Source organism: Prevotella heparinolytica, assembly GCF_004342845.1.
Classification (GTDB): Bacteria; Bacteroidota; Bacteroidia; order Bacteroidales; family Bacteroidaceae; genus Bacteroides; species Bacteroides heparinolyticus.
Map to the genome: position 1 here is coordinate 1 of NZ_SLXB01000040.1, position 14498 is coordinate 14498.

General features: G+C 44.1%; 9 protein-coding genes. 1 reads left to right on the plus strand and 8 read right to left on the minus strand.

Going from position 1 to position 14498, the window contains the following annotated elements:
* Nucleotides 1-112 precede the first annotated feature (112 nt).
* On the plus strand, nt 113-1393 hold the full coding sequence (gene eno / locus EV202_RS14245; protein ID WP_131927530.1) for a phosphopyruvate hydratase: 1281 nt from the start codon (nt 113-115) through the stop codon (nt 1391-1393).
* Between the two features lie 147 nt (nt 1394-1540).
* On the opposite strand, the gene bglX is transcribed toward eno, so the two are convergent.
* The 8 genes from bglX to EV202_RS14285 form a co-directional block, all read right to left on the minus strand.
* Complete coding sequence (bglX, locus tag EV202_RS14250; protein WP_131927531.1) at nt 1541-3790, minus strand: beta-glucosidase BglX; 2250 nt, start codon at nt 3788-3790, stop codon at nt 1541-1543.
* 18 nt (nt 3791-3808) lie between these two features.
* The gene (locus EV202_RS14255; RefSeq protein WP_131927532.1) at nt 3809-4936 is read right to left on the minus strand and encodes a family 16 glycosylhydrolase; all 1128 of its coding nucleotides are present in this window, start codon (nt 4934-4936) and stop codon (nt 3809-3811) included.
* 52 nt (nt 4937-4988) lie between these two features.
* Nucleotides 4989-6437 (minus strand): hypothetical protein, encoded by a 1449-nt coding sequence (locus EV202_RS14260; RefSeq protein WP_106068435.1) that lies wholly within the window; start codon nt 6435-6437, stop codon nt 4989-4991.
* Nucleotides 6438-6468: 31 nt separating this feature from the next.
* Nucleotides 6469-8001, minus strand: coding sequence for a RagB/SusD family nutrient uptake outer membrane protein (locus tag EV202_RS14265; RefSeq protein ID WP_131927533.1), 1533 nt, complete (start codon nt 7999-8001; stop codon nt 6469-6471).
* A gap of 21 nt (nt 8002-8022) precedes the next feature.
* Nucleotides 8023-11205, minus strand: coding sequence for a SusC/RagA family TonB-linked outer membrane protein (locus tag EV202_RS14270; RefSeq protein WP_131927534.1), 3183 nt, complete (start codon nt 11203-11205; stop codon nt 8023-8025).
* A 615-nt stretch (nt 11206-11820) separates the two neighbouring features.
* The gene (locus EV202_RS15470; RefSeq protein WP_131927535.1) at nt 11821-12123 is read right to left on the minus strand and encodes a transposase; all 303 of its coding nucleotides are present in this window, start codon (nt 12121-12123) and stop codon (nt 11821-11823) included.
* Between the two features lie 49 nt (nt 12124-12172).
* Nucleotides 12173-12601, minus strand: coding sequence for a transposase (locus tag EV202_RS15475; RefSeq protein ID WP_106068432.1), 429 nt, complete (start codon nt 12599-12601; stop codon nt 12173-12175).
* Between the two features lie 493 nt (nt 12602-13094).
* On the minus strand, nt 13095-14333 hold the full coding sequence (locus EV202_RS14285) for a site-specific integrase (protein ID WP_234878311.1): 1239 nt from the start codon (nt 14331-14333) through the stop codon (nt 13095-13097).
* Nucleotides 14334-14498: the final 165 nt, after the last annotated feature.

The window sequence follows — 14498 nt, forward strand, 5'->3', positions numbered from 1 at the left end:
GAAATAAGGGGGCTTGTCCGAAAAAAGAAATACTCCCAACACGTAATAGTTAACGAGTTGGGAGTAGATAATTATGGTTTAGCGGACAGTAATATTTAAATACTTACTGAATATGAGAATAGAAAAAATTATCGGACGCGAAATCCTCGACTCAAGAGGAAACCCCACTGTGGAAGTAGACGTAACGCTGGAATCAGGCTTCATCAGCCGTGCTTCCGTTCCTTCGGGCGCATCCACAGGCGAGCATGAAGCTTTGGAGTTGCGTGACGGAGACAAAAAACGCTACTTAGGCAAAGGTGTGCTGAAGGCTGTAAACAACATCAATGAAATCATTGCTCCCAAACTGATAGGCATGTCCGCCCTCGACCAAGTGGCCATTGACCACGCCATGCTGGCACTAGATGGCACCAACACCAAATCCAATCTGGGTGCAAACGCTATTCTCGGCGTATCGCTGGCCGTGGCCAAAGCCGCTGCTGCCTATTTGGATGTACCTCTTTATCGTTATATCGGTGGAACGAACACGTATGTGATGCCCGTTCCGATGATGAACATCATCAATGGCGGTTCGCATAGCGATGCTCCCATTGCTTTTCAGGAATTCATGATCCGCCCCGTAGGCGCAAGTTCTTTCCGCAAAGGTTTGCGTATGGGTGCCGAAGTATTCCACGCCTTGAAGAAGGTATTGAAAGATCGCGGCCTCAGCACGGCTGTAGGCGATGAAGGCGGTTTTGCTCCCAACTTGGACGGTACGGAAGATGCGCTGAACTCCATCATTGCCGCCATCAAGGCTGCCGGCTACGAACCGGACAAGGATGTGAAGATTGCCATGGACTGCGCTTCGTCGGAGTTCTACCACGACGGCATCTACGACTACACCAAGTTTGAAGGTGAAAAAGGCAAGAAACGCACCGCTGACGAACAAATTGACTATCTGGAGCAGCTGATCAATACATATCCCATCGACTCCATCGAAGATGGTATGAGCGAAAACGATTGGGAAGGCTGGAAAAAACTGACCGAACGCATCGGCAACCGTTGCCAGTTGGTGGGCGACGACTTGTTCGTGACCAATGTGGATTTCCTTGCCAAAGGCATCGAAAAAGAATGCGGCAACTCCATCCTTATCAAAGTCAACCAAATCGGCTCGCTGACCGAAACACTGAATGCCATCGAAATGGCACATCGTCACGGATATACCACCGTCACTTCCCACCGTTCGGGCGAGACGGAAGACACTACCATTGCCGATATTGCCGTAGCCACCAACAGCGGGCAAATCAAAACCGGTTCGTTAAGCCGTTCGGACCGTATGGCCAAGTACAACCAGTTATTGCGCATTGAAGAAGAGCTGGGCGACAGAGCCGTGTACGGATACAGAAAGATTAAATGACAGATAATTAAGAGGAGTGTTTGGAAAGAGGTACTGAAAGAATTTTGAAAACCGCTTCTGAACAGTATCCGATTGTATCATAAGAAAGAGGGGACAAACCGATATGGTCTGCCCCCTCTCTCTTCGATTAATCACTGAAAACAATCATCAGTCCACTACCTTAAATGCAACCTCTTCTCCACGCCGGCTGTCTGGAGCTACCCAAAGAGCAAAATCTCCCGGTTCCACCGTCTTCACCATGTCTATGTTCCAGAAAGCAAGTTCGCTTATCGGAAGTTCCAACGTCAGGTTTTTCCTCTCTCCCGGTTTCAGATTTACACGCATAAAGCGCTTCAACTCTTTCACCGGACGGGTAACAGAACCTACTTTGTCCTGCACGTAAAGCTGTACGATTTCAGTACCCTCATACTTTCCCGTATTCTCCAAATCGAAAGTAACCTTCAGCACATCATCCTTTTTCAAATTGGCAGATGCCAGCTTCACATTCTCATATTTGAAAGTGGTATAAGACAGTCCGTACCCGAAAGGATACAACGCATCAAACCCTGCATCCATATAGAAAGAAGTACAGCCCAGCGAGGTCTGTCCGGCTTCCAACGGAATATCATTCAGCAACACTTCATTCCTCGTAGCCGGACGCCCCGTATTGTTATGGGCATAGTAAAGTGGAATTTGTCCCACCATCTTCGGGAAAGTAACGGGAGTCTTTCCACTGGGCACAGCCTTTCCCCACAGCAAGTCGGCCAATGCCGGACCACCCATTGTTCCCGGATGGAACGAATAAAGCACAGCAGAAGATGCCTCCACTTCTTTGCCGATGGTCAACGGACGACCGGCCATCACTACCATGACCACCGGTTTACCGGTTTTGGCAAGGGCGGCAATCAGTTCGTTTTGTGCTCCCTGAAGATTCAGGTCGGCAAGGCAATGTGCTTCACCCGAAAGGATGGATTCCTCGCCCACAAAAGCAAGAATCACGTCTGCCCGTGCGGCAGAGGCAGCAGCTTTAGCCACACCGTCCATGTTCTTATCGCGACTATACGCCAATCCGGGTTCGTATATCACTTGCACTTTATCGCCCACCAACTCCTTGATGGCAGTCAGGGGTGTCACGGTACGCGTCTTTTCACCATCAAACACCCAAGTGCCCAATTGCTCATAAGGTGCATTAGCCATCGGACCAACCACGGCCACCGTTTTCACCGACGCTTGCAACGGCAACACTTCCTGGTCGTTCTTCAACAAGATAGCCGACTCTACCGCCGCTTGTTTGGCCGCTTCCAAATGGGCAGGAGCATACATCACCTCTTGCCTCTTTTCATCAACGTAAGGATTATCAAACAATCCCAGGCGATATTTTACTCGCAGAATGTTGCGCACCGCCTCGTCCACAACAGCCTCTTTTACCTTCCCTTCCTTTATCAGCCCCGGCAGTTCCTTAACAAATGTATAGCTGACCATCTCCATGTCCACTCCGGCATTCACCGCCTTCATGGCAGCCTCTTTTGAATCGGCAGCAAAACCATGAGCTACCATTTCAGCAGCCGAAGCCCAATCGGATATAACCAATCCGTCAAATCCCCATTCATCGCGAAGCACATCTTTCAGAATAAAAGTATTTCCAGTAGAAGGAACTCCGTCGTTGTCGTTGAACGAAGTCATGAACGTAGCGGCACCGGCTTTGGCGGCAGCCTCAAACGGAGGCAGGTAAACATTGCGCAGACGACGTTCAGGAATAAAAGTCGAGTTATAGTCACGACCACCCTCGGCAGCTCCATAGCCAACGAAATGCTTGGGGCATGCTGCAATGGATGTCGACTTATTCAATGAATCTCCCTGAAATCCCCTCACCATGGCGGCACCCATCACCGCAGTCAGGTAGGTATCCTCACCACATCCTTCGGCCATACGTCCCCAACGGGGGTCGTGCGCCACATCAATCATTGGTGCAAATGTCCAGCGGATGCCTGCGGCAGAAGCCTCTATAGCCGCTATCCGTGCACCGTCTTCCACCAACTGCGGATTGAAAGAAGCCGCCTGTCCCAATGGTATGGGAAAGATGGTTTTAAAGCCATGAATCACATCGCGTGCCACCAGCAAAGGAATGCCCAATCGGGACTCTTCCACAGCCACACGCTGCAATGCATTAACACGCACCGGATCTATCTCGTTTAAAATAGATCCCACTTCACCTTTCTTTATCAACCCGCTCATGTCTTCCATGTTACCATACGAAGAAATCTGGTTCATCTGACCAAGTTTCTCCTCCAAAGTCATCCGGGACAATAAATTTTCAACTTTACGCTCCACATCGTCATCTTTCGTTTCTGTCTTGTGTATGCAAGACGCAAAGAAAAGCAACGACAACCCCATGGAGTAATAAACCCAACGTCTCATAATACTTATCTCAATTAATTATTTTTTCTGAAACACTCGTACATAGTCAATCTCGTAAGTCGCAGGAAGAGCAGCTTCGTCCACTCCTTCAGCATCTCCCCAATCGCCACCCCATGCCAGGTTAAGCTTCAAATAAAAAGGGACATTGAAAGGCCATGTCTTTTTATTTCCTGTTTTATCATTGTTGAATGTAAAATGACACTTACCATTTACAAACCCCTTTATATAATCTTCTGTCCACTCCACAGCATAAACATGGAAATCCGATTCGGCGGTAGGTATATACTGTTCACCGGTTTTCTGCGTACCAATGGAATGATAATAAGCCTTACAATGAATAGACGAAGATACCCAGTTAGGCCGATATCCCACTTCCTCCATAATATCTATCTCACCGTCATCGGGCCACGCAGAAGAATTCTTAGGCATCATCCAAAATGCTGGCCATGTGCCTTTTCCTTTAGGAAGTTTCAAACGCGCCTCAAAGTAACCATATTTCCATGCTTTCAGCGTGTTGATACGGGCAGAAACAACCTCACCTCCTTTTTTCCGAGCTATAATTTTCAATGTGCCATCCGAAATCATGGCACAAGTATCTTGGCCCAAGACTCCATCGGCAACATATCGTTGCAACTCATTATTCACCCAGCCCGGGGCTGCGACTTCATACCACCATTCCGTAGTATTAGGCAGCGCCGGTTTTCCACCGGATAATCTCGGCTCTTCAAATTCATCTTGCCAAACCAAAGAATACCCTTCGGGAACATAGTTTTCAGGTTCGCCCTTCATTTGCTTGAACCGATATTCCTTTTTAGCACCTTTGCCGGAAGTGAAAGAGAGCAATGCAGCACGTTCTATATCCAAGTTATTTCTTCCGGCAGATATCTTCACGGCAGTCTCACCCGTATATCCGGATGCAACAGACAAAGAATACCAAGTTTGTCCATCGGTTGTCACTTTCCACGGTGAGCCTGATTTTATTATCAATGTTTTCTCTTCACCGGCGGCCATAAATTCTAAATCTGCAGGAGAGACTTCTATCACGCCATCATTCGCCGATGGCACATCGACAGGTTGTTTATCATTACCACAGCCCACCAATAACATCCATGGCACTATCCATAAACCAATCATATTTTTCATCATAAAGCATAAAGAGGCAGTTACCTCTTGTAGATAACCGCCTCGTTCTTTTTATTTATTCACCAAAAGAAAAATCATCAAAGAAGAAAATACCAGGCGCAGCATGTCCTTCAGCACCAAATTGAATGACTATCTTATCATAATCTGTGCGGTCTTTCACTGCACTGAAGTCAAATTCAAGTTCCACCCACTTGTCTGTAGGAATATCTTTCTTCACAACCTCGGTCTGAGTTTCCCAGGCATTACCACCTGCCTCACTGTTCTGTAGCTTCACGGCCACCTGCTTTTGCAACTGATTAACAGGAATCCAATTCCCGGCTACGTTTGCCACCGTAGTGTAATCGTTGTATGAGGGGATATAAACCTTCATACGCACTTTATTCATAACAGACAAATCGAATTTATAATCAGTAACCGTATACGAGATATTAGAATAGAATTCCGTGCTCTTCTCGTATAAATAAACTTTTCTGGACAAATTTACCGGAACCGGTGCCGGATTCGAATAAATATAATCCAACTGTCCCATTGACTCACGAGTAAAGTTGATGGCCAATTTCTCTTTTTCAAAATCCTCATTTAACTTAACAGCCTTCAAAGGCACCACGGGTTTCACGTTCTTCTCTTTCGGCACAAAACGATACCACCAACCATTTCCACTCTCCACTCCACTGGCTGCTTCCAGATAAAGTTCATTTTCAGTCAGCGATATAATCGTGTAAGTAGACGTACCTGCATAATGCCCGAAGAACGCGCCGTCACTCAAAGTCAAGGTCTTGTTTGCCTCGTCCAATGTATAAGTATAGCTTTCTTTCGGAATATAGGTCACATCAAAATCACCGGCACCCGGTACTGTGGCAGTCCCACCCAGAGCATCCTTACCGGCCGCATTTGTATAAACATGTCCATTGTTCTTCCACACCATCTTTACACCTACTTGTATAAACGTAAATTCGTTGGTATAAAGGCTGGATTCCAATTTCCCGTTAGCCGGACAAGACCACCATTGGGGAGTTCCATTATATCCATCAGTTCCCTTTGCAGGTCCTACGCCGAAATGTCCCGTATGATATTGGTCGAATACCCACGTCTTACCGGCCAGATTGGCAGCACCACCTGTCAAAGCATTATACATAGGAGTATCGAGCAAGGACATGTCATCTTGCGCAATAGAAATAACCTTTGTAATTGTGGTAGAGCCACCGGTTGTATACAGGGTCATGGCTACCGTATAATCTCCTTTGAAAGGATACTCAGCTTTCGCGCTTTCTCCCTTTGCACGGTTTCCATTTCCCAAATCCCAAGTGACAACTCCTTTAATGGATGATTCATTCTTCAATTCTATCACATTCGCTTTCTCTGCTGTGGGATTAGCAGAAAATGCCAGTTGGCTTTCTTGAGGTTTGACACCCAAAGCGTGGTCGTCACTCTCTTGCGGATTGCAAGAAGTCATTGCAAAAACAACGATTAATGCAAACAGACCTAATTTAAATATATTATTCATATTCGATTTTTTTTTAAACGATTATACCTGATTAGTAACCGGGATTCTGTTTCAATTCAAATTCCGTACCTTTTGTCTTTTCCATTTCGCTCAGAGGAATAGGAATCAACTTCTTGTTGTCATCATATGTGCGAACTGAATTGTGCTCCACATCATTCTCCGTCAAAACAGTTACCGCATCTCCCCAACGCACCAGATCATAGAAACGCATTCCTTCGCCCAAGAACTCTTTACGACGCTCGGCCTTGATGTTCACCTCGACCGCAGCAAGCGGTTTGTCTGCACCAAAGGCACGCTTACGAATCAAGTTGAAAGATTCTTGTGCGTCTACTCCTTGTTGTTCGGCCACACCATGCATCTTCACCAGTTCCACATAGTTCAGCAAAGTCTCCGCATAACGGAAAATACGCAAGTTGTTGCAATAATTCAAATCAGTATCTCCGGGAGGAGGGTTATAGCCTATACGAGCCGCATATTTACGCTGAAACAGCCCGGTGTCTTGGAAACGCTTGCCATAGCTTGCTCCTCTCCAGTCGTTGATAGAAGCGTCACGGCGCAAGTCGCCTTCTTCATACATATCATAAGCCGCCTGGCGTACAGGTCCGAAGCCCCAACCTCCTTTGAAGACTCCATTCGGGTCATTCAACTCATTCGGAGAAATAAATGCAGGGAGATTGGTACCATACCCTTGCCAGCCACTTGACCACGTTTTACCTTCAGGCATTTGATTACTTTCAAAAATAGATTCGCTGCAAAACTCATTTTCATCGAGCCATATTGCATCAAAGCTATCCATCAAACTGAACTTGCCGCTCTTGATGATAGTGGCCATATCATTGGCAACCTCAGCATACCTGGCTTCTTCTTTCTGATACATGATGACGCGTGCCTTCAGCATCAAAGCAGCAGCAAGGCAAGCACGTCCCCGATCTGCTCCCGAATTATTACTCATAGCCATAGCACCTTCTTCACAAGCCACTTCCAAATCGGCCATGATTTTGGCATATACTTCATCAGCAGAGAGTTGCTTTGTCATATAAGGGTCTTGCAAAGGTGTGTCAAAATAAGGAATGTTTCCGAAGAATTTCCACAACAGATGCACATAATACGCACGCAAGAAGTGGGCTTCAGCATTATACTGTTTTAGTTTATCAGCTTTCACCCCTTCCGCATTGGCGCAAGAGATGATCGCGTTGTTACAACGAGCCAGCCCTGTGAAATAAATACTCCACAAGCCACCCAAACTCTCGGAAGCACTCATTCTGAACTGAGATAAGGAGTACAAAGCAGCCTGGTCACCAGCGTCACCTCCTCCTTTATACAAGTCGTCCGAACGAAGGTCAGACATAAACAATATGCCATTATAGTTATTATTGGCATAACTGTCGAACAAAAGTATCTGATAGGCCGAACCAAGGTTGGAAAGGATGGTACTCTCAGTGGCAGCAGCTCCGGCCATTTGTTTCTCCGTAGAACTTGCTGTCAAAAAATCATCACCGCAGGAGGTCATCGCCATGCCCGATGTCAGAAGAGCTGCGACAGTCAATATCTTATATTTTTTCATATCGTACTATTTTTAAGAAGTTTAGAAAGTTATATTCGCACCTATAGAGATGGTTCTTGATTGTGGATAAATGCCCTTATCAACACCCAGAGTCGTATAACCGCCGGATGCAAGTTCCGGATCGAATCCATCATAACCGGTTATGGTAATCAGGTTCTCGGCAGAAACATAGACTCTCAATCTTTGAACAGAGAATTTCTTTGTCAACGAAGCAGGTAAGGTATATCCCAATTGAGCTGTCTTCAGACGCATATAAGAGCCATCTTTCACATACAGGTCAGAAGAACGCCAGTTCTTGTTAGGATTGGCAGAAGTCATGCGAGGAATAAAATCAGATGAGCCTTCGCCTACCCAACGATCAAGTATCCAAGTGGGACGGTTCATTGCAGGAATATCACCACGTTGCGCAAAGTCGAAAATATCATTGCCAAGAGTGCCTTGGAAGAACAAGTTCAGGTCAAAGCCTTTCCATTCAGCACCAAGAGTAAGACCGAATGTCCAATCAGGCATACCTTTACCGATTTTCGTTCTATCATCATCATTAACTCTACCATCTTTATTGACGTCGACAAACCGAACATCACCCGGCTGAGCGTCCGGCTGCATCTTTTCACCTTTATCATTTATATAAGCATCTACCTCTGCTTGATTTTGGAACAGCCCATTCGTGCGCATACCATAGAAGTAAGGCCAAACCTCGCCATTCTTAGCATGTACATAATCGCCTACACCCGAAGCACCGGCATTCTCATAATTGGTCTCACCGGAGGCATTTCCCAAATTGATCAGCTTATTCTTCAAATAGGAAGCATTGGCCGAAATACGATAGCTGAAATCATTGATAGTGTGTTTCCATCCAGCTTCTAATTCGATACCCCAGTTCTCCATCTTACCCAAGTTGGACATCGGTGCACTCTGACCTACATAGCTCGGGATAGGTTTGTCCATCAACATGCCATTGGTTTTCTTCTTGAAATAGTCGAAACCAAAATTCAAGCGTGCATCAAAGAAACGAGCGTCAAATCCAAAGTCTATCTGCTCGGATTCTTCCCATTTGATATTGGCATTGGCAAGCGCTGCAGGAGAAGAACCATACTGCATAACTCCTCCCTTACTTGCATCTTTTACGCTGTAGCCGCCACCAAAATAATAGTTTTGTCCACCATCCATCAAAGCAGCATAACGGAAATTACCTATGTTTTCGTTACCATTCTTACCCCAGCTGAAACGCACCTTGAAGGAATCGAACCATGACGGCTTTAAATCCCTCAAATAAGGTTCATTCCAAAGGTTCCAACCTACAGATACAGCCGGGAATGTAGCCCATTTATGATTAGGACCGAAGTGCGAAGAACCGTCACGACGCATCGTCAGCTGCAACATATAGCGTTCATCAAAGTTGTAGTCGATACGGCCGAAGTAAGATGCCAAAGCAGCAAAGTTATAACCGCCTGTCCCTCCCCAAGTACGTTCTTCGTCGCGGTCGCCAATAGCAGAATTGATATTTGCCTTAGCGGGATCCGTGTCCAGAAGCTTGTAATCGGAACCACCCAGATTGCGTACAGAATACTTCTGTGCCGATTGTCCCAAAACAACTGTCAGATTATGCTTATCAGCAAAAGTTTTATTGTAGGTCAGCACGTTCTCAACCTGCCACTTGAAACCACGATTCATCTCGCTTTGTACCCAGCTTTTTTCGTTCTTCTTCATTGACCCCATATAATATTCGAAGCCATAGCCATCTGAACCCCAGAAAGCCAAATCCGCGCCATAGCTGCTCTTGAACTTTAATCCGGGAAGAAGATCCAATTCGGCCCAGAAAGAACCCACGAGCTTATCTTCATTTCCCTTGGTCACAGTAGGAGAATACAATTGAGCTACCGGATTGGCCAATTCCTGATAACCGGTAGGAGGCATAGAGAAGACATTACCGTCCTTGTCTGTCACAGCCGTAGGATACTGCTTCAAGATGGCTTCTCCTTCTTCTTTAGAAGCATACACCGGCACCAGTGGAGAGAACGAAATAGCGCTACCCAGAATAGAGCCGTATTCTGAGTTGGTCTCAATGCCGGTAGAAGTACCTCTTGAATAACCGATATTCACACCTACTTTCAATTTGTTCAAGAAATTGCGGGAAGTTTCTTCAAATACCGTATAAGTAGAGTTAGAACGCAAACTCCAACGCTCGTAGTTTGACTTACCATGATTACCACCTACGATACCTTCTTGATTGAAATAGCCCAACGAAAGGAAATATTGAATCTTATCACTACCGCCACTGATACTTACTTGATGTTGCTGGATAGGAGCGTCATAATTGAAAGTTTCATCCTGCCAATCGGTCCCTTTTCCGGCTTTCAGGATTTGTTCCTGTGAATAGCGGGGAGCATTGCCATCATTCACATCCATTTCATTCATGATGGTCATATACTCCGTGGCATCCAAAACGGATTTCTTTTTCCACGGATTCTGCCAGCCATAACTGAAATCATAGTTAATGGAAGTCTTACCGGTTTTTCCTCCTTTCGTAGTGACCAATACAACGCCATTGGCAGCACGGGCACCATAAATAGCGGCGGAAGCAGCGTCCTTCAAGATTTCCACTGACTCGATATCAACCGGATTCAAGTAGTTGATTCCTCCATCTACCGGCATCCCGTCAACGATATATAGCGGGTCGGAGTTATTAACCGTACCAATACCGCGGATACGCACTTTAGAGTCCGAACCCGGCTGGCCAGAGCTTTGAGTGATCTGAACGCCTGACACTTTACCTTTCAGCGCATCTTCTACACGCGAAGGCTTTGCAGCATTCAGTTCATCGGCACTGACTCTACTGATAGCAGCTGTCACCACGCTCTTCTTCTGAACGCCATAACCCACTACCACTACTTCGTCCAGCGCTTCTGAATCTTCTTGGAGTACGATATTGAGGCTTTTCTGTCCTTTCACCGCAACATCCTGCGATTTAAATCCTATATAAGAAATAGAAAGAACTGCATTGACGGGAACCGACAATACAAAATCACCGTCCAATCCGGTAATGGTGCCCATGGCAGTGTTTCCTTTCACCACCACATTTACTCCGGCTAATGGTTCATTATCCGAACCACTTACCACCGTACCTTTTACCTGTATATTTTGGGCATACACAGAAGCCAAGGTAAAGCTTAATAGAAATAAAACTGACAACAACTTTTTCATAAGTTTTACTAAATTAAGATTAACGATTCTCATTTGTTTGCAAGCATTTTCCACTTACAAACGATGCAAACATAAAGAAAAGCAAAATAAGTAAACTAAAAAGACTGATTCTTTAATACGTCAAACCAGATTTTAAAATACGCCATAAATACGTCATAACAAATTAAATAAATGATAATCAATAAATATATAATACTTTTATGTAATACGCCATATATAAATCATAAAGTAAACCGTATGATTTTCTTCCCCGCATTTCTATATTAAACAATATTTAAGAATCAGAAGAGTATCTGTTTTCTCTACTTCTCAGAAAAAAGATATTCCTCCCGATGCTATCCAGGAAGAACAAATATACATGCAAAGAAAGAGTTTTTTTCGGGACAAATCTTATCTGTGTAAATTCATACCCCAGCAATTTGATTATTCAAACAAGTCGTGCTGACGCTTTTCAATAAAACTCGTTCCAAAATAGCAACAGCATGACTCAGAAGTTCCACTTCGGTTTCAGTTTGAAGGTGTGTGAAACGTACAATGAGTAAAAAATCATGTATGGGTACGACAAATCGTTCGCCTTTTCGGGAGAGTTTATGCTTTTATGCGTATACTTTTTTGTTATGCAGCTATCGTGCTTAGAAACTTTGTTATCTCCGCTCGATATCTATGGTGAGGCGCAAAACTGACTTTTATTGCACACTTTTGCTCTGTAATCAGTACTGCGCTAAGCATGATTTTCTTGAAAAAAGAGTCCATTGTAAAGGATGCAATTTCAGTTCCCTCAAATGCTTTATACTTCAACTGATATAGCATGACATAAGCTGCAGCATAGAGAAACAATCGGAACGGATTCGCTTTAAATTTCCCACACGACATTCTATCCCCGTGTAAGCATTTCAAATCCTTTATCCACAACTCCATTCACCACAACCTGTATAAATGGTTTCGGGCTTGTTGTTACGATTGGAAGTCACGATAAACGTGCATGCTCTCCCAATGCATTTATCTCATTTTTTGCGATTATACGCTGTGAATGTTGCCAAGTTCCGGCTCGGTATTCGAAAGAATAGTACATTCGCACATCAGAATGATCCTTTTTATATCGATTCCTGCAACGTCTGAGATGCTTGTCGATATGTCCGTAAAGCACCGAGTTTGCGGTTATTCCTGTGACTAATTCAACAAAACAGCATTCGTCCTCAATCCAATCCATAAACTCGTGGCTACAGAAATTGCTGTCACCTCTTAATTCAATGACACACCGAGGCCAAACTTTATGTATTCTCTCTATAATGCGCTTGAGAATATCATGTACACTTAAGGGCTTGTTCCTTTGTCCCGGACGAAGGATTGGGAGTATCATCTTACCGCTTTTGCCTTCGTACACCAACAAAGGCATGTAGCTTGGAAACCTGAGAATAATGAGCTAATTTTGTCCATGAGAAGGAATGTTAGATAATTGAATTTTAGCACTTTGAAATTACTAACAATTCCGATATGGCAAAATTCCTTCTCTTTTTTTGCTTTTATTTCAAGAGATATGAATTATACAGGATAGATAGAAAATACTGACAGACAATGAATTATTTACCAAATAGGTGTACCTGGTATTGAAGGTAATCAGGTATAAGTACACCGAAAGAATGCTTTGATATGCTTATTTTGCTATGCACCAATAACAAAAAATCCCCGTAAGGTATTAATTTACAGGGACTTTTTTTATTTTGCAATTCTTTCCAGCGGAGAGACAGGCTCTAAAAGCTATATTATCATTCATAACCAATTAGAACCAATATTCTAACTTCCCCTGCTTTAGCTTATAACTTTGGTTATGCGCAGTTTCAAACGTAACCAAATGGATAACCGGGTTTCGGATTCTTTTTCGGGTTTTGCTATTTTTCCCCTTCCGTTTCTTCCTTCCCGAACTTATTAAATTTATCCATTTCGCTAACCTTCAATTTATCGACTATTTTTATATACGGCTTCATGGCCTTGTAATCAGAGTGGCCCGTCCATTTCATTATAACCTCGGACGGAACCCCCAAGCGAAGCGCATTTACGATAAAGGTACGCCGGCCGCAATGAGTAGTAAGAAGGGCATATTTAGGGTAAACTTCTTCATAGCGTTGACTACCTTTGAAATAAACGATTCTTTGCGGTTCGTCCAATCCTGCAACTTCCCCCATTGTTTTAAGGTGTTCGTTCATTTTTACGTTGCTAATAACTGGAAGGGCTAAGTTCTTCGGTAACGGTATATTCGCGTATTTATCCAAAATAGCCCGGCTATATTCGTTCAGTTCTATAATAAGACCGTCTACCGTTTTTTGCGTTACTACATTTATATGATTGGGTCGGACATCAGAACGCTTTAATTTGGCAACATCAGAATAGCGCAACCCGGTAAAACAGCAAAAGCAAAAAACATCACGTACAGCAGGAAGGGAAGGTTTATTAGACGGAAATTTAAAGTTATACAACTTAATAAGTTCTTCCCATTCCAAATAAATTATTTCCTTGGCGTTTCCGTCAGCCCCTTTGAATTTCGGCTTAAAGGTTTCATGTATGGTGCTTGGATTATATCCCTTATGATAGGCCCAGCGCAAAAACCACCGTAGAAAAGACATATTTTTAGAAATAGTAGTATTTCGTAAGTTGGCTTTGTGTAGGCTCGTAATGAATTCTTGTAGGGTTTCTTCGTTTATTTCGCCAAATGTTAGATTTGGGTTAAACGCTTCCAAGTGCCTACGCAAACTATTAAACTTTGTATAGGTTGCTTTCGTCCAATCGTTTAACCGGCCCATAGTTTCCATAAATTCAGCATAGGCACTATAAAAGGTTATTCCGTTTTCGGTTTCTTCGGGTTCCGCTTCCTTACGTCCGGTTTCTTCGTCGAAGGCTTGCTTTAATTCTGCGGGGCTTGGATTACGCTTTTCTAATAGTTCAAAGCGGGTAAATATTCCTTCTATTCGTTCTTCACAAGCTAAGATAGCCTTATTTATTTCTCCGGCGGTTTGTTTGTACCGATTCTTAGCCCCTGCTTTTACCCGGCCTTCTTTTACATTCCACTTAGCAGCCTCTATACTATACCCTACCCTTATATCTACCCTATTCCCGGCATAACTTACCCGCATACGTATAGGTCTACATTCGACCAATACGCCGTTTACTTTCTTAGGGAACAAATCGAATTTTATACTCCGCTTCACTACTGTCCCGTAAAAGTGGATAAATAGTTCTTTGAAATTATTGAAATATAGTCAATTACACGTTTTTTGAAATGAAACGGACTTGATTTT

Bases quoted from the DNA above. Each gene is read 5' to 3' on its own strand.
- eno (WP_131927530.1), top strand. From the start codon at position 113: ATGAGAATAGAAAAAATTATCGGACGCGAAATCCTCGACTCAAGAGGA.
- bglX (WP_131927531.1), bottom strand. From the start codon at position 3,790: ATGAGACGTTGGGTTTATTACTCCATGGGGTTGTCGTTGCTTTTCTTT.
- EV202_RS14255 (WP_131927532.1), bottom strand. From the start codon at position 4,936: ATGATGAAAAATATGATTGGTTTATGGATAGTGCCATGGATGTTATTG.
- EV202_RS14260 (WP_106068435.1), bottom strand. From the start codon at position 6,437: ATGAATAATATATTTAAATTAGGTCTGTTTGCATTAATCGTTGTTTTT.
- EV202_RS14265 (WP_131927533.1), bottom strand. From the start codon at position 8,001: ATGAAAAAATATAAGATATTGACTGTCGCAGCTCTTCTGACATCGGGC.
- EV202_RS14270 (WP_131927534.1), bottom strand. From the start codon at position 11,205: ATGAAAAAGTTGTTGTCAGTTTTATTTCTATTAAGCTTTACCTTGGCT.
- EV202_RS15470 (WP_131927535.1), bottom strand. From the start codon at position 12,123: ATGGAGTTGTGGATAAAGGATTTGAAATGCTTACACGGGGATAGAATG.
- EV202_RS15475 (WP_106068432.1), bottom strand. From the start codon at position 12,601: ATGCCTTTGTTGGTGTACGAAGGCAAAAGCGGTAAGATGATACTCCCA.
- EV202_RS14285 (WP_234878311.1), bottom strand. From the start codon at position 14,333: ATGCGGGTAAGTTATGCCGGGAATAGGGTAGATATAAGGGTAGGGTAT.